At 69.4% G+C, this 18,349-nt stretch carries 19 protein-coding genes; 11 read left to right on the top strand and 8 right to left on the bottom strand.

Annotated features, from left to right (window positions below):
• The 3 genes from V6M46_RS02280 to V6M46_RS02270 form a co-directional block, all read right to left on the bottom strand.
• Positions 1-401 (bottom strand): GreA/GreB family elongation factor (locus tag V6M46_RS02280; RefSeq protein WP_332662136.1); only part of this gene is annotated, 401 nt, incomplete at its 3' end.
• A 64-nt stretch (positions 402-465) separates the two neighbouring features.
• Positions 466-843: a DUF4307 domain-containing protein gene (locus V6M46_RS02275; RefSeq protein WP_332662135.1), complete on the bottom strand. Its 378-nt coding sequence runs from the start codon at positions 841-843 to the stop codon at positions 466-468.
• 13 nt (positions 844-856) lie between these two features.
• A complete protein-coding gene (locus tag V6M46_RS02270; RefSeq protein ID WP_332662134.1) occupies positions 857-1,702 on the bottom strand; it encodes an SDR family oxidoreductase in 846 nt (281 codons plus the stop codon).
• A gap of 88 nt (positions 1,703-1,790) precedes the next feature.
• Here V6M46_RS02270 and mca point away from each other — a divergent pair, with 88 nt between their 5' ends.
• Positions 1,791-2,687: a mycothiol conjugate amidase Mca gene (gene mca / locus V6M46_RS02265; protein ID WP_332662133.1), complete on the top strand. Its 897-nt coding sequence runs from the start codon at positions 1,791-1,793 to the stop codon at positions 2,685-2,687.
• A gap of 40 nt (positions 2,688-2,727) precedes the next feature.
• Here the strand turns inward: mca and V6M46_RS02260 are convergent, their stop codons facing one another.
• From V6M46_RS02260 to V6M46_RS02250, 3 genes are all read right to left on the bottom strand, one after another.
• Entirely contained in the window at positions 2,728-3,951 is a 1,224-nt protein-coding gene (locus tag V6M46_RS02260; protein WP_332662132.1) for a globin domain-containing protein, read from the bottom strand.
• Between the two features lie 123 nt (positions 3,952-4,074).
• The gene (locus V6M46_RS02255; protein WP_332662131.1) at positions 4,075-4,515 is read right to left on the bottom strand and encodes a DUF3224 domain-containing protein; all 441 of its coding nucleotides are present in this window, start codon (positions 4,513-4,515) and stop codon (positions 4,075-4,077) included.
• A gap of 37 nt (positions 4,516-4,552) precedes the next feature.
• Positions 4,553-4,990 carry a DUF3224 domain-containing protein gene (locus V6M46_RS02250; protein ID WP_332662130.1) on the bottom strand — a complete coding sequence of 146 codons (438 nt, stop codon included), beginning with the start codon at positions 4,988-4,990 and terminating at the stop codon, positions 4,553-4,555.
• Between the two features lie 58 nt (positions 4,991-5,048).
• Between V6M46_RS02250 and V6M46_RS02245 the strand changes: the two genes are divergently transcribed.
• From V6M46_RS02245 to V6M46_RS02235, 3 genes are read left to right on the top strand one after another with little or no spacing between them, the layout of a single operon-like run.
• Complete coding sequence (locus V6M46_RS02245; RefSeq protein WP_332662129.1) at positions 5,049-5,861, top strand: helix-turn-helix domain-containing protein; 813 nt, start codon at positions 5,049-5,051, stop codon at positions 5,859-5,861.
• A gap of 37 nt (positions 5,862-5,898) precedes the next feature.
• Positions 5,899-6,084 carry a hypothetical protein gene (locus tag V6M46_RS02240; protein ID WP_332662127.1) on the top strand — a complete coding sequence of 62 codons (186 nt, stop codon included), beginning with the start codon at positions 5,899-5,901 and terminating at the stop codon, positions 6,082-6,084.
• 44 nt (positions 6,085-6,128) lie between these two features.
• Positions 6,129-8,114, top strand: a complete 1,986-nt coding sequence (locus tag V6M46_RS02235; protein WP_332662125.1) for a thioredoxin domain-containing protein — start codon at positions 6,129-6,131, stop codon at positions 8,112-8,114.
• Here V6M46_RS02235 and trhA read toward each other — a convergent pair.
• Positions 8,111-8,812 (bottom strand): PAQR family membrane homeostasis protein TrhA, encoded by a 702-nt coding sequence (gene trhA, locus V6M46_RS02230; RefSeq protein ID WP_332662124.1) that lies wholly within the window; start codon positions 8,810-8,812, stop codon positions 8,111-8,113. The two genes, V6M46_RS02235 and trhA, sit on opposite strands and share 4 nt — an antisense overlap.
• Positions 8,813-8,898: 86 nt before the next feature.
• Between trhA and V6M46_RS02225 the strand changes: the two genes are divergently transcribed.
• The 7 genes from V6M46_RS02225 (at position 8,899) to V6M46_RS02195 (ending at position 16,826) form a co-directional block, all read left to right on the top strand.
• Entirely contained in the window at positions 8,899-9,660 is a 762-nt protein-coding gene (locus V6M46_RS02225; RefSeq protein ID WP_332662123.1) for an isoprenyl transferase, read from the top strand.
• Positions 9,661-9,864: 204 nt separating this feature from the next.
• Positions 9,865-11,193, top strand: a complete 1,329-nt coding sequence (locus V6M46_RS02220; RefSeq protein WP_332662122.1) for a PhoH family protein — start codon at positions 9,865-9,867, stop codon at positions 11,191-11,193.
• A 102-nt stretch (positions 11,194-11,295) separates the two neighbouring features.
• Positions 11,296-12,540, top strand: coding sequence for an extracellular solute-binding protein (locus tag V6M46_RS02215; RefSeq protein ID WP_332662121.1), 1,245 nt, complete (start codon positions 11,296-11,298; stop codon positions 12,538-12,540).
• Positions 12,537-13,358, top strand: coding sequence for a carbohydrate ABC transporter permease (locus tag V6M46_RS02210; RefSeq protein WP_332662119.1), 822 nt, complete (start codon positions 12,537-12,539; stop codon positions 13,356-13,358). The genes V6M46_RS02215 and V6M46_RS02210 overlap by 4 nt, the downstream gene beginning before the upstream one ends.
• Positions 13,355-14,335, top strand: a complete 981-nt coding sequence (locus tag V6M46_RS02205; protein ID WP_332662117.1) for a carbohydrate ABC transporter permease — start codon at positions 13,355-13,357, stop codon at positions 14,333-14,335. The genes V6M46_RS02210 and V6M46_RS02205 overlap by 4 nt, the downstream gene beginning before the upstream one ends.
• Complete coding sequence (locus V6M46_RS02200; protein ID WP_332662115.1) at positions 14,332-15,498, top strand: ABC transporter ATP-binding protein; 1,167 nt, start codon at positions 14,332-14,334, stop codon at positions 15,496-15,498. Before V6M46_RS02205 ends, V6M46_RS02200 begins: the two co-directional genes overlap by 4 nt.
• Positions 15,495-16,826: a DUF2079 domain-containing protein gene (locus V6M46_RS02195; protein ID WP_332662113.1), complete on the top strand. Its 1,332-nt coding sequence runs from the start codon at positions 15,495-15,497 to the stop codon at positions 16,824-16,826. Before V6M46_RS02200 ends, V6M46_RS02195 begins: the two co-directional genes overlap by 4 nt.
• A gap of 113 nt (positions 16,827-16,939) precedes the next feature.
• Here V6M46_RS02195 and V6M46_RS02190 read toward each other — a convergent pair whose 3' ends face one another.
• The gene (locus V6M46_RS02190) at positions 16,940-18,325 is read right to left on the bottom strand and encodes a class II fumarate hydratase (protein ID WP_332662112.1); all 1,386 of its coding nucleotides are present in this window, start codon (positions 18,323-18,325) and stop codon (positions 16,940-16,942) included.
• Positions 18,326-18,349: the final 24 nt, after the last annotated feature.

Here is an 18,349-nt window from a genome sequence, read left to right as displayed (position 1 = left end):
AGCGGCGAGGTCGGCGAGTAGACGTCGATGTCGACGCTGGAGTCCATGCTGAGCAGCTCACGCGAGCCGAGCAGGAACTGCTCGGTGTCGGTGTCGCCCTTGAAGCGGATCGTGACGATCATGCCGGCCTCGACCATGCCGTCGTCAGCCGGCTTGTCGCCGACCTCGGCACGCCGAAGCATGTCCTCGAGCTGACGGATGCGGGCCTCGGTCTTGCCCTGCTCCTCGCGAGCGGCGTGATAGCCGCCGTTCTCCTTGAGGTCACCCTCGTCGCGGGCGGCCGCGATCTTGGCCGTGATGTCGGCGCGCACATCGCCCTTGAGGTGCTCGAGCTCCTGCTGCAGGCGCGCGTAAGCCTCCCGGGTCACCCAGATGGTGTCGGTCTCTGTGGGCTGAGTCATATGAGCGCTCCTTTACGTGCTGCACCCCAGGCGTACGCCCGGGGTGAACCTCCCATGTTAGCACTCAACGGCGAGGTTCACACGTCTTCACTACACCGGTGACGGCCTTTCGCTCGGTCTGGACATCGATCGAGATGCGGGTCTTCTCGTCGTTGGACGCCGGTACGTCGACGGTCTTCTCGCCGACGATCGAGTGGTCGGCGGCCTGCGCGTAGACCGTGCAGCGAACGTCGAGGGGGTCGGGCCGGATGACGTCGACCGTCAGCGTCACGAGGTGCTCGCTCTTGACGTCGTAGCCCCACAGCTGGCCCTTGACGGGCTCATCCTGGAAGCCGACCCAGGCCGCGAACGTGATGCCGAGCGCGATGCCGACCGCCGCGACGGCCGGCCAGAACCAGCGCGGTCGGGTGCGGGTCCCGTAGCGGGAGCTGAGGTCGGTCACGCCTCCCATTGTCTCAGGAGCCGAACATCTGCCTCCGGACGGCCTTGTCGAACGTCCGGTACGGCAGCAGGTTCGAGGCGGTCGCGATCATCTTGGCCTCGGCCCCGACGAGGTACTCCGCCTTGGCCCGGCGAGCGAACACCGCATGGTGCGCCGCTTCGGCGACCTTCGACGCCGGGATCCCGGAGGTACGGGCATCCTTCGAGATCGAGCGCATCGCAGTGATGGCTGCCCCGTAGAGCTCGAGCGCCCGGGGTGGCAGCGTCGCCTCGACGTCGTCGATGTCGTCGCCGGCCTTGTCCCAGATCGGGGTCGCCACGGTCGCGGGCGCGAGCACCGAGACGCCGATGCCCCACGGTTTGAGCTCGCGGCGCAGCGACTCGGCCATGCCGTTGAGGGCGTGCTTCGAGGCCGCATACGGCCCGATGAACGGTGCGGCCATACGTCCAGCGACCGAGCTCGTGAACACGATGCGGCCCTTGCCGTGCTGGCGCAGCAGCGGCAGGAAGGCCTGGGTCACCGCGAGCTGGCCCACGACGTTGACCTCGAGCTGACGGCGCAGCTCGTCGAGGTCGAGGAACTCCAGCGGACCGCCGACGGCGATGCCGGCGTTGTTGACGATGCCGCGCAAGCGGGTCTCGCTGCCGAGCGACGCGGCAACCAGCTCGGCCGCGTCGACGGCTTCCTTCGCCGAGGTGACGTCAAGGCGTACGGGCGTCACCAGCGGGTGCTCGTCGACCGTGGACAGGTCGCGCACGGCTGCGAACACGCGGATTCCGTTGGCAGCGAAGGTGTCGACCATGGCCTTGCCGATGCCGGTCGAGGCGCCGGTCACGATCACGGCATCGGGAGTTTTCATACCGAGAGTATTGCGGACGGAACAACCCGGGACGTACATGATGTTGCAGACAGTGCGAGGATTTTGCTCGAGCCTTCGAAGGAGAACCGTGGTCGATCAGCTGCGCCTCATGCACGTTCACGCCCATCCCGACGACGAGTCGAGCAAAGGGGCGGCGTCGACCGCGAGGTATGTCGCTGAGGGCGTCGACGTGCATGTGGTCACCTGCACCGGAGGCGAGCGGGGCTCGATCCTCAACCCCGGCTTCGAGCATCCCGGCATCCTCGAGAACCCCGCGCTGATCTCCGAGATCCGCCGTGAGGAGATGGATCGGGCCCGCGAGATCCTCGGCGTCAAGCAGGACTGGCTCGGGTTCGTCGACTCCGGCTGGCCCGAGGGCGACCCCAAGCCGCCGCTGCCCGAGGGCTGCTTCGCGCTCGTGCCGATCGAGGAGGCCGCCGAGCCGCTCGTACGCCTGATCCGCTCGTTCCAGCCGCACGTCCTCACGACGTACGACGAGAACGGTGGCTACCCGCACCCCGACCACATCAAGTGCCACGAGATCAGCGTCTACGCGTACGAAGCGGCCGCCGACCCCGAGCGCTACCCCGATGCGGGTGAGCCGTGGCAGGTGTCCAAGCTCTACTACCACCTGAGCTGGAGCTACGCCCGCATGCTGGCGATCGACGAGGAGATGAAGAAGCACGGGCTCGACAACCCGTTCGCCGACCGACTCGAATCCTGGGAGCGCAAGCCCGAGGACGAGGCGCGGCTGACGACCCGGGTCGAGTGCGCCGACTACTTCGGCGTACGCGACCAGGCGCTGCTGGCGCACGCGACGCAGATCGACCCCAACGGCTTCTGGTTCGCGATCCCGCATCAGGTGCAGGAGGAGGCCTGGCCGACCGAGGACTACCAGCTCGTGGACTCCAAGGTCGACACCAGCGTTCCCGAGGACGATCTCTTCGCGGGTCTGCGTCAGCAGAGCCCGCGAAGCGACAAGTAGAGCGCGGGTCTGCGCTGGCGTCCGCGCTGACCCGCGAGGCTCAGACCGCCCAGAGGTCGGGACCGAACACCTCGTACCGGATCCGTGAGGCCGGCACTCCGCGGTCGAGCAACGTCGTCCGGACGTGGCGCATGAACGGCAGCGGGCCACACGTGAAGACCTGGATGTTGTCGCCCAAGGGTGTCTCCGACAGATCCATGTAGCCCTTGACGGAGCGGACGTCCGCCTTCTCGACCGTCTCGTACCAGGTGTACGAGGTGAAGTCGTCGATCTGTCGTCCGACGTGCATGACGGTGTCACGCAGCGCGTGGTCCTGCGCCGTGCGATCCGCGTGGGCGACGATGACGCGTCGTCCGGGCTGCGTCCGGGCGATGAGCTCGACGATCGGCAGCACCGTCGTGATGCCGGCGCCGGCGCTCGCCAGCAGCAGCGGATCGGTCGACGACTGCACGACGAAGTCGCCTGCAGGGGCGCTGACGTCGAGGAGGTCGCCGACCTCGACGTGGTCGTGCAGGAACGACGAGACCTGACCGTCGGGCGCGCCGTCGGTGCCCCGGAGCCGACTGATCGTGATCTGCAGGCGGGTGCCCAGCGCGGTGGAGGACACCGTGTACTGGCGTGGCTGGCGACCTCCGTCGGGGAGGTCGACGAACACCGAGACGTACTGGCCGGGGGCGATCTCCGGCAGTCCCTCGCCGTCCGCAGGCTCGAGGACGAGCGAGACGACGTCGTCGGTCTCCTCGATCCGCCGGACCACGCGGTAGGGGCGCAGCGGGCGGGCCGGGTCGACGCCGGCCTGCTGGTAGAGCCGGGCCTCCTCGGCGATCAGTTGCGTGGCGAACAGCCAGTAGACCTCGTCCCACGCGGAGGCCACCTCGGGGGTGACGGCGTCGCCGAGCACCTCGCCGACGGCAGCGATCAGGTGATGTCCGACGATGGTGTACTGCTCGGGACGGATCCCCAGCGAGATGTGCTTGTGCGCGATGCGGCTCATGACGTGGTCGAACGACGGCGCATCGGGATCGATGAGCTGCACGGCGTACGCGACGACCGAGGCAGCCAACGCGCGGCTCTGCTCCCCGGTGGCCTGGTTGCCCTGGTTGAAGACCCTCAGGAGGTCGGGGTGCTCGGCGAACATCCGCGGATAGAACCGGGCGGTGATCTGCTCGGCGTGCTCCGCGACGACGGCCGCGGTGGCACTGACGACGGCGGCGGACCGGTCGGAGAGCAGGGGAGGACTGGCTTGCGATGAAACGTTCGGCACAATGACGCTCCGTGATTGGTGTGAGAGTCAATGGTGAACTCGCTGGATGAAATCCAGTCTGTTCCACCGTGTCACGGCCTCCTAGGGACCTTGGGCCATGGTTGCCGGGCACCTTGCCGGTGCTCAGCCCTGGGTCAACGTGAACTCGTAGCCGCCCTCCGGCGGCGGTCCCGCCATCGAGATGTCGGCGGTTCCGGACAGGTCGGCGAGGCCGTCCGTGCCGAGCCCGGGCAGGACCTCGACGCGGGCGGTGACGGCGCCGTCCTCGTACGAGCCGGTGTGCCGGAACACGCATGAGCCCTCCCGCCCGCCGACCGTCCCGGTGAACCGCTCGTAGCCGAGGATGTCGGCGTGGCCGGCCTTGCTGTCGCGATACGCGAACAGGTACGTCGTCGCGCTCGTGCCCGCGATGTCGCCGGTGTACTGGAAGGTGACCTTCGCGGTCGTGACGCCGCGGCTCGGGTAGTAGGTGCCGTTCTTGGTCTCGCCGACTCCGTCGATGTCCTCGATGACCGACTCGTCCCAGCCGGTCGGCGTGAATCGTCCTGTCGTCTTGGTGCTCATGTGCTCACTGTGCCCCGGTTCGCGGCCGGCGGCATGTTCACAGGTCGTAGTTCAGGGTGATGTCGTAGCCGTCGTCGCTGTGCCCGGCGAGCTCGACCGTCGCCTCGCCCGTCATGCCCTCGAGACCGCCGGTGCCCATCCCTTCGACGATGTGCAGCGTCGCGCGCACGGTCTGCTCGTCGTGGTCGCCGACGTGCTGGAACACCAGCGACCCGTCATGGCCGTCGATCGAGCCCTCGAAGCGCTCGAAGCCGGACGTCGGCGCGAAGCCTGGGTTGTAGGAGATGAGGTACGCGACGATGCCGGTGCCCTCGATGTCGCCGCTGTAGGCGTACGTCGTGTCGGCGCGTGAGAAGCCGCGCTTGGGATAGCTCACGCCGTTGATCTCGGTGCTCTCTCCGTCGATGTCGGCGATGACCTTCTCGTCCCAGGACGTGACCGTGAACCTGCCTGATGTGGTGTGTGCTCTGCTCATGCCTCGACGCTAGGAGGCTCGGCTCGGAACTGTCTTGGACAAACGCGACACTGGTGGCATGACGTCTGAGCCGGTGGGCAGGGGAGAGTCCGCGATCCTGCGGCCGACGGCCGCGGCGAAGCACATCGACGTGCGCCGGGTCGTGCCCGCGGAGCGCTGGCGGCCGTTCATCCAGTACCACTGGATCGTCCGCTGGGAGTGCCCCGAGCCGTTCGTGCAGCAGGTCATCCCGCAACCGTTCGTGCACGTGTCGGCGGAGCTCCTCGAGGGGCGGCCGCGGCTGCTGGTCAACGGGATCACCCGCGAGCCGTTCGTCCGTACGCTCACCGGCACGGGGCACGTGCTCGGCGCAGCGTTCAGGCCGGCGAGCTTTCGCGCTGTCCTCGGGGCGGACCTGGGCATCGTGTCGGGCCGGATCGTGCCTCTCTGCGACGTCGTCGGTCCCGATGACTCGTCCGCTGCGGCCGAGATCCTTCGAGCTGACGCGACGGACGAGGAGATGGTCGCGGAGCTGGAGGCGCACCTCGACCGGCTCGACATCGTGGCCGATCCGGACGCCGACGCCATCAACGCGCTCGTCGACGCGGCGGAGCGAGACCGCTCGCTGACCCGGGCCGAGCAGCTCGCGGAGCTCGCGGGGGTCAGCCTGCGCACACTGCAACGCCAGTTCACGGCCTACCTCGGGATCGGGCCCAAGTGGGTCGTGCAGCGGTTCCGGTTGCTCGACGCGGCGGCGGCTGCCCACACCGGCACGCGTACGGACTGGGCCGCGCTGGCCGCCGAGCTCGGCTTCAGCGACCAGGCGCACCTGACCCGGGCCTTCACCTCCGTCGTCGGGACGCCACCGGCGACGTACGCCCGCAACGCCTGACCGTTCGGCAGGCAACAGCGGCGACTACTCTGGAGGCATGAACGTGTACGCGATCGCCGCCTTCGTCACGGCCGAGCCGGCCTTCTCCAAGGAGGACGTCAAGCCGGGCTGGATCGCGCTGGGCATCGTCGTCGCGTTGTGCGTCGCGACGTTCTTCCTGTCGCGCTCGTTCCTCAAGCACTCCAAGAAGGCGCAGCAGCCCTGGGAGGGCGAGGACCGCTAGTCCGCCGGGGCGCGGCCATCGAACCACGCGCCTAGGGTGGCGGTATGCCGAATCGCCTCGCCCAGGCCACCAGCCCGTACCTGCAGCAGCACGCCGACAATCCGGTCGACTGGTGGGAGTGGAGCGACGAGGCGCTGGCCGTGGCGCAGGAGCTGGACCGGCCGATCCTGCTGAGCGTCGGCTACGCCGCGTGCCACTGGTGCCACGTCATGGCGCACGAGTCGTTCGAGGACCCGGCGACGGCGGCGTACATGAACGACCACTTCATCAACATCAAGGTCGACCGCGAGGAACGCCCCGACATCGACGCGGTCTACATGAAGGCGACGACCGCCATGACGGGTCAGGGCGGTTGGCCGATGACGTGTGTCCTGACGCCGACGGGCGAACCGTTCTTCGCCGGCACGTACTTCCCGCCCGAGCCGCGACAGGGCACGCCCGCGTTCACCCAGGTGTTGCAGGCGCTCGCGGAGGCGTGGCGCGATCGTCGTGACGAGGTGCTGAAGGTCAGTGACGACGTGCTCGCCCACCTGCAGCAGAACACCGACACGAGCGGCAGCGCCCTCGGCCCCGCCGAGCTCGACGCGGCGGTCGAGGACCTGGCCAAGCAGTACGACGCCGAGGCCGGGGGATTCGGCGCGAGCCCGAAGTTCCCGCCGTCGATGGTCCTGGAGTTCCTGCTGCGCGACGTCGCGCGTACGGGCTCCGAGCAGGCGCTCAGCATGGTTGTCGGCACGTGCGAGTCGATGGCTCGCGGCGGGATGTACGACCAGCTGTCCGGCGGGTTCGCGCGCTACAGCGTCGACCGGTTCTGGCGCGTGCCGCACTTCGAGAAGATGCTCTACGACAACGCGCTCCTGCTGCGGGTCTACCTGCACTGGTGGCGGCAGACCGGCTCGCCGCTCGCCGAGCGCATCGCTCGCGAGACCGGCCGGTTCCTGCTCGACGAGCTGCGTACGCCCGAGGGCGGCTTCGCCTCCGCGCTCGACGCCGACAGCGACGGACACGAGGGCACGTTCTACGTCTGGAACCCCAACCAGCTCATGCGGTTGCTCGGCGTCGAGGACGGGGCCTGGGCCGCACAGCTGCTCGGCGTGACGGGACCGGGAACGTTCGAGCGCGGGTTCTCGACGCTCCAGCTCCGTATGGACCCGGACGACCCGGCCCGCTGGGAAGGCGTACGCACGAAGCTTCTCGAGGCCCGGTCCCAGCGCACGCGGCCGGCGCGAGACGACAAGGTCGTGGCGTCGTGGAACGGGTTGGCGATCACGGCGCTGGCCGAGGCCGCGGTGCTGCTCGACGAGCCGGACTTCGCCGACGCTGCGGTCGCGGCCGCCCAGGTGCTGGTCGACGTGCACCTCGGGGAGCGGTTCGCCCGCACGTCACGCGACGGCGTGGCCGGGGCGAACTCGGCGGTGCTGGAGGATCACGGTGCGGTCGCCGAGGCGTTCATCGCGGTGCTCGGCATCACCGGCGACGCGGCGTGGCTGGACCGGGCGAGGCTGCTCCTCGATCGGGTCGTCGACCACTTCGCCGATCCCGAGGGCGGGTTCTTCGACACCGCCGACGACGCCGAGACCCTGGTCGTACGCCCGAAGGACGCGTCCGACAACGCGTACCCGTCCGGCACCTCTGCGGCGGTCGCGGCGCTCCTCTCGTTCGCCGCGATCACCGGCGAGCACCGCTATCGGGCCGCCGCCGAGTCCGGCATCGCCTCGGCCGCCAACATCGCGACGCAGGTGCCGAGGTTCGCCGGCTGGACGCTGGCTGCCGCCGAGGCGGTGGTGGCCGGCCCGCTCGAGATCGCGGTGGTCGGCCCGCGTGATGAGCGTACGGAGCTGCACCGGGCCGCGCTGCAGCTGACCTCGCCCGGCGCCGTCGTGATCGCCGGCGACGTCGGCCTCGACATCCCGTTGTTCGAACAGCGTGACCTGGTCGACGGTCGCACCGCGGCGTACGTCTGCGAGGGCTTCGTCTGCCGCCGGCCGGTGACGGATCCGAGCGATCTGGAGGCGCTGACCGGAAGCTAGTGCCTCTGGTAGGCGAGCAGGCTGACGCCGATGTAGTGCACGATGAACGCCGCGATCGTGAACGCGTGGAAGATCTCGTGGAAGCCGAAGTACTTCGGCGACGGGTCGGGCCACTTGAAGCCGTAGACGATGGCGCCGATCGTGTAGAGCGCTCCGCCGGTCGCGAGCAGCACCAGGACCGCGGTGGAGCCGTTCTCCTTGAACTCGTCGATCCAGAACACCGCAGCCCAGCCAAGCGCGAGGTAGATCGGCACGTAGAGCCAACGGGGGGCGCCGATCCAGAACACCCGGAACAGCACGCCAAGGATCGTCCCGCCCCAGACGATCGACAGCAGGATGACGGCGTCCCTGGTGTCGAGCAGGAGCAGGCTGAACGGCGTGTATGATCCCGCGATCAGCACGAAGATGTTGGCGTGGTCGAGCCGCTTGAGCCGCCCCTTCGTCACGCTCGACCAGCGTCCGGTGTGGTAGACCGCGCTGGTGCCGAACAGCATCAGGGCGCTGACCATGAAGACCGCGACGCCGACCCGGACCTTGATGTTCTCCGCGACCACGAGCATGACGAGGAAGCCGAAGAAGGCCAGCGGCCACGTCGCGGCGTGCAGCCAGCCGCGGAGCTTCGGCTTGATCTCGTCGACGGTCTCGCGGATCCGGTCCGTGGCCTCGTGCACGATGCCTTCGGACTCACGGTTGGTCATGACGTCAGAGTAGGCCACCGGCACCAACAGGCAGACCGGTGCCGACGGCGCTGAGCGGGCGCTGTGGTGAGCGTTACGCTCGGACCATGGGAGTCAGCGATCTCGCGTACGGCATCTACGAGCGACGCCTCGTCAAGCGGCTCGATCCGGCCCGCCTCCCACACCATGTCGGGGCGATCGTCGACGGCAATCGCCGCTGGGCCAAGGGCGCCGGCACCCGGTACGAGCAGGGTTATCAGGCCGGCGCCGACAAGATCTCGGAGTTCGCGCAGTGGTGCGACGAGCTGGGCGTCGAGATCGTCACGCTGTGGCTCCTGTCGACCGACAACCTCCAGCGTTCGCCCGAGGAGGTCGGCAGCATCCTCGCCGCGGTCGAGGGCCTGATGGAGAAGCTCGCCGCCGAGAAGCGCTGGTCACTCGCGGTGATCGGCAACCTCGACATGCTGCCGGCAGAGTCCGCCGGACGGATGAAGCGGCTCGCCGACTCGACCTCTGACGTCAAGGGCATGCGGGTCAACATCTGCGTCGGCTACGGCGGGCGCCAGGAGCTCACCGACGCGATGCGGTCGCTGCTGCTCGACCAGGCCGCCAAGGGGCGTGACCTCGCCGAGGTCGCCAGCACCCTGGAGGTCGACGACATCGCCGAGCACCTCTACACCAAGGGCCAGCCGGACCCCGACCTCGTGATCCGTACGTCGGGGGAGCAGCGGCTGTCGGGCTTCCTGCTGTGGCAGAGCGTGCACTCGGAGTTCTACTTCAGCGATGCGCTGTGGCCCGCGTTCCGGCACGTCGACTTCCTGCGCGCGATGCGGTCGTACGCCGCCCGCGAGCGCCGGTTCGGCCAGTAGCGCGCCTGTATTCCTGCGCTCGGCCCATGGTCGCCTCGGTGCTGGCGTTCATGTGGATGTCACCCGGAGTCGGGCGTGTCTTACCGAATTCCGCGACTCCCGGTCGTACGTTCGAGGTGTGTTGATGCTCGCCCCTGAGCCCCGATTTCCCGCCCCCGAGTAGGGCCGGCGCAGGGTGCGCGCGGGCTCGTTGAGGAGACAGTTGTGGCCGCAACGCGCACGAAGAAGCCGAGCACGAGCCCTGTCCGCCGCACGTACGTCCTGGACACCAGTGTCCTGCTCGCGGACCCCAACGCTGTCAACCGCTTCCATGAGCATGAGGTGGTCATACCCGTCGTGGTGATCACCGAGCTCGAGGGCAAGCGGCACGACCCCGAGCTCGGCTACTTCGCCCGTAGCGCGCTGCGCTTCCTCGACGACCTCCGCGTGCTGCACGGCACCCTCGACGTACCGCTGCCGATCGGCGACGAAGGCGGCACGATCCGCGTCGAGCTCAACCACACCGACTCCTCGTCGCTGCCGTCCGGCTTCCGCCTCGGCGACAACGACACCCGCATCCTGTCGGTCGCCCGCAACCTCGCCAACGAGGGCAATGACGTCACGATCGTGTCCAAGGACCTGCCGATGCGGGTCAAGGCTTCGGCGGTCGGGCTGGTCGCCGAGGAATACCGTGCCGAGCTGGCCCTCGAGTCGGGCTGGACCGGTATGCGGGAGCTCGAGGTCGAGAGCGACGACCTGGACGCCCTCTACGAGGGCGGCACGCTCGACCTGCCGGAGGCCCGCGACCTGCCGTGCCACACCGGGCTCGTGCTGCTGTCGGACAAGGGCAGCGGCCTCGGCCGGGTCACCGCCGACAAGGAGGTGCAGCTCGTCCGCGGCGACCGCGACGCGTTCGGCATCCACGGCCGGTCCGCCGAGCAGAGGGTCGCGCTGGACCTGCTGCTCGACCCGGACATCGGCATCGTGTCGCTCGGCGGTCGCGCCGGCACCGGCAAGTCGGCGCTCGCGCTGTGCGCCGGCCTCGAGGCGACGATGGAGCGCAGCCAGCACAAGAAGGTCGTGATCTTCCGCCCGCTGTATGCCGTCGGCGGCCAGGAGCTCGGCTACCTGCCGGGCAGCGAGTCCGAGAAGATGGGTCCGTGGGGTCAGGCGGTCTTCGACACCCTCGGTGCCGTCGCTGCTCCGGCGGTCATCGAGGAGATCCTCGATCGCGGGATGCTCGAGGTGCTGCCGCTGACGCACATCCGCGGCCGCTCGCTGCACGACTCGTACGTCATCGTCGACGAGGCGCAGTCGCTCGAGCGCAACGTGCTGCTGACGGTGCTGTCGCGCATCGGCGCCAACTCCAAGGTCGTCCTCACGCACGACGTCGCCCAGCGGGACAACCTGCGGGTCGGTCGCCACGACGGCGTCGTCGCGGTGGTCGAGAAGCTCAAGGGCCACCCGCTGTTCGCGCACGTCACGCTGACCCGCTCGGAGCGCTCGCCGGTCGCAGCGCTGGTCACGGAGATGCTTGAAGATGTGACGCTGTAACCCGAGGGCAGAGCGGGATGTGACGTGAGTCAACTCATGTGACTGAGGGGCCTTTCCCGGTATGCCCGGGAAGGGCCCCTTCTCTGTGGCAAAGTTGCGCACGTGAGCGCACGAGGGAGGGCCTGGGCACGTGCGGGCAGCGCTGTCCTCCTGTGTGTGCTCGCCGCCTGCGGCTCGTCCAACGCCAAGCCCGACGCGACGCCCACGCTCACCTGGTACGTCGGCCCCGATCGCGCCGACACGAGCGCCCTCGCGCGTACGTGCACCGAGGCGGCCAACGGCGCCTACGAGATCCGGGTCGAGCAGCTCCCGGCCGACGTCGACGCGCGCCACGGGATGCTCGTACGCCGGCTGCTCGCCAAGGACACGTCGATCGACCTGCTGAGCCTCGACTCCGCGTTCACCGCCGAGTTCTCCGCCGCGCGATTCCTCGCACCGCTGCCCGAGGAGCTCGCGGCGGGCTTCGGCAAGGACATCGCGCCAGCCGCGCTGGCCGCTGCGACGTACGACGGCCAGCTCGCCGTCGCGCCGTGGTGGTTCGACCCGCAGCTGCTCTGGTATCGCGGCAACGTGGCCGAGCGGGCCGGCCTCGACACGACCAAGCCGATCAGCTGGGACGACCTCGTCGCCGGCGCCGAGCGGCTCGGCGTGACGGTCCAGATCGCGGACGACGACGGCACCGGGCTGGCCCAGTGGGTCAACGCGCTGGTCGCGGGCGCCGGTGGCACCCTCGTCGACGGCGCGGGACGCGATGCCAAGGTCGGCCTCGACAGCGCCGCCGGCCGGGCCGCGGCCTCGGTCGTCGAGTTCTACCTCGACTCCGGTCGCGGGCCCGGGCCGTCGAAGGACGCGCTCAAGAGGTTCGCCGCGCCGGACGGCGGCTTCCTGCTCGCCCCCAGCTCGGTCATCTCCGACCCGGACGTCGCCTCCGTGGCATCGGACATGGCCTGGACGGCCTACCCGACCGTCGCCGACACGAGCGTCGCGCCGCTGTCCGGCGTCGGCCTCGCGGTGCCGCTGTATGCGCCGCACTCCGACCTGTCCTACCAGGCGATCAGCTGCCTGACCTCGCCCAGCGTGCTCAACTCGATCATGACGAGTGCCGGGCACAGCGCGAGCCGCCTGACGACGTACGACGATCCGGCTGTCCAGCAGTCATACCCGATGGCCGCCGTCACGAGGCCCGCCGTCCAGTCAGGTGCGACGCTGCCGGTGACGCCCTACTGGCAGCTCGCGCGGACCGCGCTCGACGACGCCTGGCTGCCGCTGCGCGACTTCTCGCAGGGCTCGACGCTCGAGCGCTCCCAGGACGCCGTCCGCGCCGCGATCGCCGGGGAGCTCCCGTGAAGGGCTGGCGCTGGCTCGCGCCGGCCTTCGTGGTGCTGCTCGTCGTCACGGGATGGCCGATCGGTCGTGGCATCTGGCTGTCGCTCCACTCGGCTCCGCTGACCAATCCCGACGCCCGTACGTTCGTGGGCGCCGACAACTACGCCGATGTGCTGACCAACCGCGAGTGGTGGCTCGCCGTCGCAACGACGCTGGTCATCGTGCTGGTCGTCGTGGCGCTGCAGCTGCTGATCGGCCTGGCATTCGCCGTGGCGTTGCGCCGGCTGACGGTGCTGTGGCCGGTCACCCGGGTCATCGTGCTGGTGCCGTTCGCACTGCTCGCGGTCGTCTCCGCCGTGGTGTGGCGCGACGCCGTCACGACGGGGTTCGCCGTCGAGTGGTTCGAGCTCGGTGAGGTCGGGCCGGTGGGCAAGCTGGTCGGCGTGACGGTCGGCGAGCTGTGGCGCGGCACCGGCATCACGGCGCTGATCCTGCTGGCCGGGCTGCTGCGGGTGCCGAGCTCGCTGCTGTTGGCCGCGACCGCTGACGGTGCGACCGCCTGGCAGCGGTCCCGCCGCGTCGTCCTGCCCGCCATGGGCCCGGCGATCGCGGTTGCGACGACCTATCGGGCGCTCGACACGTTCCGCATCCTCGAGGGGCCGCTGCTGGTCGACGAGCCAGGAGCGTCGATCCGTACGGCGCCGCTGCTCGTGTGGGACACGACCTTCTCGTCGCTGGAGCTGGGCCTCGGCGCGGCGATGTCGATGGTCCTGCTGGCGATCATGCTGCTGATGGCCGCGATCATGGTGCCGCTGTTCCGCGTGAGGAGGGTCGTGTGACGCCCTCCGTACGCTCGCGCCTCTGGGCCTCGGGCGCCGCGTTCGTCCTCGGGTTCGCCGTGGCCAACTACGGCATCATCCGCGTCTCGCGGCCCGACCTGTGGATCTGGCTCGGCCTGGCGGTCGTCCTCATGGCGACCAGCGCGGCCGGCGTCCTGTTCGCCGACACCCGGCGGGCGGTGTCGATCTGGTCGCTGATCGGCGTCGAGCTGTTCGCCGCGTTCACCCTGGTGCCGGTGCTGTGGACGTTCACGGTCGCGACGGCGCCCGAGGGCACGACGCCGAACACCGTGTGGCCGCAGGAGATCTCCTGGGCCGCGTTCGACGGCGCGCTGCACTCGCAGATCCTCCAGGACGCCGCGGTCACGTCGGTGTTCGTCGCCGGCATCGCCACGGCCGTCGCGATGCCACTGGCGGTCGGGGCCGCGTACGCGCTGGTGCGCCTGCCGGTCCACGGTCGGCGATTCGTGTACGCCCTGGTCGTCCTGGCCCTGCTGCTCCCGTTGCTCGCGCTTGCGGGCCCGATCACCGATCAGGTCATCGCGTTCGACCGCTTCGGCACCCGGATGTCACTGGTCCCGCCGGCGCTGGCGATCACGCTGCCGCTGGCGATCTGGCTGTGCGTGACGGTCTTCCGCGACGTCCCGTGGTCGCTTCGGGAGTCCGTGCGCGCCGACGGGGCGACGTGGCCGCAGGCATTCGTACGCTTTGCGCTGCCCAACGTCCTGCCCGGTGTCCTCGTCGCGACGCTGCTGGTGTTCGTGGCCGCCTGCAACGACTTCGTGCTCGGGGCGGCGCTCTCGGCCGACGACGACAGCCGCCCCCTGCCGGCCACGCTGATGCTCGCCACGGGCCAGCTCGAGGCGTCGAGCTCGGCCATCGCCGCGGCCGGCCTCCTGTGGGTCGCGCCGGTGGTCCTCCTGCTCCTCGTGTTCCCGCGCCGGATCACTCAACTCCTGGGAAGGTCGTACCGATGACCTCGATCGAAGTTCGCAACCTCACGAAGGCCGGCAACGGCGATCGGCCGCTGCTCGACGACATCAACCTCACGGTGCCGTCGGGGGAGACGCTCGCGATCACGGGTCCGTCAGGTGCCGGCAAGAGCCTGCTCCTGCGCACGCTCATCGGGCTCGAGGACCACACCTCGGGCGACATCCTGATCGACGACGTCGTGGTCAACACGGCCGGTCCGCGCCGCCGGGACCTCGCGATGGTGTTCCAGGACTTCGCCCTGCACCCGCACCTCGACGTGTTCGACAACCTCGCGTTCGCGGCGACGCTGCGGCGTGGCTATGACCGCAGGGAGCTGTCGGAGCGCATCAACGAGGTGGCCGAGTTCCTGGCCCTCGGCGAGCTGCTCGACCTCAAGCCGGCCGAGCTCGACGACGCGCAGCGCCAGCGGGTCGCACTGGGCCGCTCGCTCGTGCGCGACGCCAAGGCGTACCTGCTGGACGCCCCGTTCTCGCAGCAGTCCGAGCGCGTCCGTACGCAGGTGCGCTCCGTGACGAGTCAGTGGCAGCAGGAGAACCAGCGCACGTCGATCTTCACGACCAACGACGTCGCGGAGGCGCTCAGCACCGCCGACCGGGTCGCGGTGATGCACCAGGGATTCATCCACCAGGTCGGCACGCCGCGCGACCTCTACGAGCGGCCGGCCGACATGTTCGTGGCCGGCTACCTCGGCTCGCCGCCCATGAACCTCGTGCCGGCGTTCCCGATGGGGCACCAGCTCGTCATGCCGCTGGCCACGATGCTGCTCGACGACAACTTGCTGGAGCGCATCGGCGAGCGTGGGGTCGTCGTCGCGGGTATTCGTCCGGAGCACTGCTACGACGCGACCGGTGAGGGTGGCCGCGCGGTGACCGACCGGGTCGAGTTCACGACGCGGATCGACGACGTGGAGTGGCGCGGCAGCAGCCAGTTCGCCTACCTCGGCTACGACATCGCGCCCGAGGTCGAGGACCTGCTCAACGAGGTCGAGGACCTGCTCGACTTCGACCTGTTCCAGAACTTCCTGGTCGCCGAGCTCGCCGCGGAGAGCACCCTGCGTCCCGGCATGTCGATCCGGGTGGTCATACCGCGCGAGAAGGTGCACGTGTTCGACCCGGAGACGGGTGAGAACCTCACGCTCGCGCGATGACCTCCACCACACGCGGCCAGCGACTCCTGGCCGCGCTGATCGCGGTCGTGGTCGGAGCGGCGTACGGCGTGCTGACGCTGATGCGCTTCCGGCGCTTCACGATCTCGTCGTGGGACCACGCGATCTTCGAGCAGGCGGTCAAGGGGTATGCGCGACCCGGTGCGCCGATCGTCGACATCAAGGGACCCGGCTTCAACATCCTGGGCGACCACTTCTCGCCGATCGACGCCCTGATCGCGCCGTTCTACCGGGCGTTCCCGTCGGCGCAGACGATCCTGCTCGCGCAGGTCGTGCTGATCACGATCTCGGTCGCGGTGATCGCCCTGGTGGCGATGCGACACCTCGGCACGCTGACCGGTGCGGCGATCGGGCTGGCGTACGGGCTGTCGTTCGGGCTCCAGTCAGGCGTCGAGGCGGAGTTCCACGAGGTCGCGTTCGGCACGCCGCTGCTGGCGCTGGCTGGTGCGGCGTACGTCGACCGGCGCTTCGATGCCGTGTTCCTGTGGTCGTTGCCGTTGCTGCTGGTCAAGGAGGATCTCGGCCTCACCGTCGCGCTGATCGGCGGGGTGCTGTGGCTCGCGGGGGAGCGGCGGCGCGGGGTGCAGCTCGCGGCGATCGGCCTGGTCGCGATGGCGGTCATCGTGCTGGTCATCGTGCCGGCGTTCAACCCGGCCGACTCGTATGCGTACACGTCGTCGCTCGGCGGTGACCGCGGCCTCCTCACGACGCTGTTCGACGAGCCGGGGCGCAAGCTCGCGACCGTCGCGCTGACGGTCGGCATCACGGGGCTGGCGGCGCTGGCGTCGCCGTGGGTGCTGCTGGTGCTGCCGACGTTCGCGTGGCGGTTCGCGGGCGACAACGCGTACTACTGGGGCACGGAGTGGCACTACTCCCTGCTGCTGATGCCGATCGTGTTCATCGCGATGATCGACGCGATGCGGCGGTGGCCGCGGCTGCGCTGGGCGACGGTGGCGGCGGTCGTCGTCACTGGGTTCACGCTGGTCAACTCGCCGCTGTCGACGCTCCTCGACTCCGAGACGTACGACGAGCCGCCGCGTGCCGACGCGGCACACGAGGTCATCGCCGTGGTGCCCGACGGGGCGACGGTCGAGACCGACATCGCGATGATGTCCCACCTCGTCACGGACCACACGGTCTACTGGTGGGGCACGATCACCGACGAGGTGCGGCCGGCGTACGTCCTGTTCGATGCCGGTGCCGGCATCGGCTCACCCGTCGACGTCGTCGCGTACGCCGAGGAGGCCCACGGCGGAACGTACGAGCTGGTCTTCAACCGCGACGGCTACGTCCTCGCCAAACGCCGCTGAGGAGAGGGTTCCGGCTGGGTGAGGAGAGGGTTCCGGCTGGGTGAGGAGAGGGTTCCGGAGACGGAACCCTCTCGCCGGTGGTCGGGAACCCTCTCCTCAGCGTGAGGTTTGCGTCAGGGGTGGGTCATGGACATGACGTCGAGCGCCTTGTCCAGGTCCGCCTCGCTGATCTCGCCACGCTCGACGAAGCCCATCTCGATGACGACCTGACGGATCGTCTTCTTCTCCTTGACCGACTGCTTCGCGACCTTGGCGGCGTTCTCGTAGCCGATGAACCGGTTGAGCGGCGTGACGACCGACGGCGACGACTCGGCGAGCTCGAGGCAGCGCTCCTCGTTGGCCGTGATGCCGTCGATGCAGCGATCGGCGAGGACGCGCGACGCGTTGCCGAGCAGGCGCATCGACTCCAGGATGTTGCGGCCGATGACCGGCAGCATGACGTTGAGCTCGAACGAGCCGGAGGCGCCGGCGGTCGCGATCGTCGCGTCGTTGCCGATGACCTGGGCGGCGACCATCAGCGTCGCCTCGGGCAGGACCGGGTTGACCTTGCCGGGCATGATGCTCGATCCGGGCTGCAGGTCGGGCAGGGCGATCTCGCCGAGGCCCGTGCGGGGGCCGGAGCCCATCCAGCGCAGGTCGTTGCAGATCTTGGTCAGGCTGACCGCGATCGTACGGAGCTGCCCCGACATCTCGACGAGTCCGTCGCGCGCGCTCTGTGCTTCGAAGTGGTCGGTCGCCTCGGTGATCGGCAGGCCGGTGTTCTCGGCGAGGATCTCGATGACCCGCTGCGGGAACCCGATCGGCGTGTTGATGCCGGTGCCGACCGCCGTGCCACCGAGCGGCACCTCGGCGGTACGCGCGAGGGAGGCCTCGACGCGCTCGATGCCGCGGCGGATCTGGTGGGCGTAGCCGCCGAACTCCTGGCCCAGGGTGACCGGCGTGGCGTCCATGAGGTGCGTACGCCCGGACTTGACGACGCCGGCGAACTCCTTGGCCTTGGCCTCGAGCGACGTCGCGAGGTGGTCGAGCGCGGGGATCAGCTCGTTGGTCGCCGACGCGGTGGCCGCGACGTGGATCGACGTGGGGAAGACGTCGTTGGAGGACTGGCTGGCGTTGACGTGGTCGTTGGGGTGGACGTCCTTGCCGAGCGACTTGGTGGCGAGCGTCGCGAGCACCTCGTTGGTGTTCATGTTGCTCGACGTGCCCGAGCCGGTCTGGAACACGTCGATCGGGAACTGCGCGTCATGCACGCCCGAGGCGACCTCCTCGGCGGCCGCGACGATCGCGTCGGCGATGTCCTGGTCGAGGATGCCCAGCTCGGCGTTGGCCTTGGCGCAGGCCGCCTTGATCTGGGCCAGGGCGCGGATCTGCGCCGACTCGATCGGGGTGCCGGAGATCGGGAAGTTCTCGACGGCGCGCTGGGTCTGGGCTCGCCAGAGGGCGTTGGCGGGGACGCGGACCTCGCCCATGGTGTCGTGCTCGATGCGGTATTCGGTCATGCTTCCGACGATATCGCTGCGGTC

It is taken from the genome of Aeromicrobium sp., assembly GCF_036676885.1.
Taxonomy (GTDB): Bacteria; Actinomycetota; Actinomycetes; order Propionibacteriales; family Nocardioidaceae; genus Aeromicrobium.
This window is presented reverse-complemented; position numbering and strand designations above follow the sequence as displayed.

Coding starts and splice junctions, on each gene's coding strand:
- V6M46_RS02270 (WP_332662134.1), bottom strand. CDS start 1,702: ATGAAAACTCCCGATGCCGTGATCGTGACCGGCGCCTCGACCGGCATC.
- V6M46_RS02255 (WP_332662131.1), bottom strand. CDS start 4,515: ATGAGCACCAAGACGACAGGACGATTCACGCCGACCGGCTGGGACGAG.
- V6M46_RS02250 (WP_332662130.1), bottom strand. CDS start 4,990: ATGAGCAGAGCACACACCACATCAGGCAGGTTCACGGTCACGTCCTGG.
- V6M46_RS02245 (WP_332662129.1), top strand. CDS start 5,049: ATGACGTCTGAGCCGGTGGGCAGGGGAGAGTCCGCGATCCTGCGGCCG.
- V6M46_RS02240 (WP_332662127.1), top strand. CDS start 5,899: ATGAACGTGTACGCGATCGCCGCCTTCGTCACGGCCGAGCCGGCCTTC.
- V6M46_RS02235 (WP_332662125.1), top strand. CDS start 6,129: ATGCCGAATCGCCTCGCCCAGGCCACCAGCCCGTACCTGCAGCAGCAC.
- trhA (WP_332662124.1), bottom strand. CDS start 8,812: ATGACCAACCGTGAGTCCGAAGGCATCGTGCACGAGGCCACGGACCGG.
- V6M46_RS02225 (WP_332662123.1), top strand. CDS start 8,899: ATGGGAGTCAGCGATCTCGCGTACGGCATCTACGAGCGACGCCTCGTC.
- V6M46_RS02200 (WP_332662115.1), top strand. CDS start 14,332: ATGACCTCGATCGAAGTTCGCAACCTCACGAAGGCCGGCAACGGCGAT.
- V6M46_RS02195 (WP_332662113.1), top strand. CDS start 15,495: ATGACCTCCACCACACGCGGCCAGCGACTCCTGGCCGCGCTGATCGCG.
- V6M46_RS02190 (WP_332662112.1), bottom strand. CDS start 18,325: ATGACCGAATACCGCATCGAGCACGACACCATGGGCGAGGTCCGCGTC.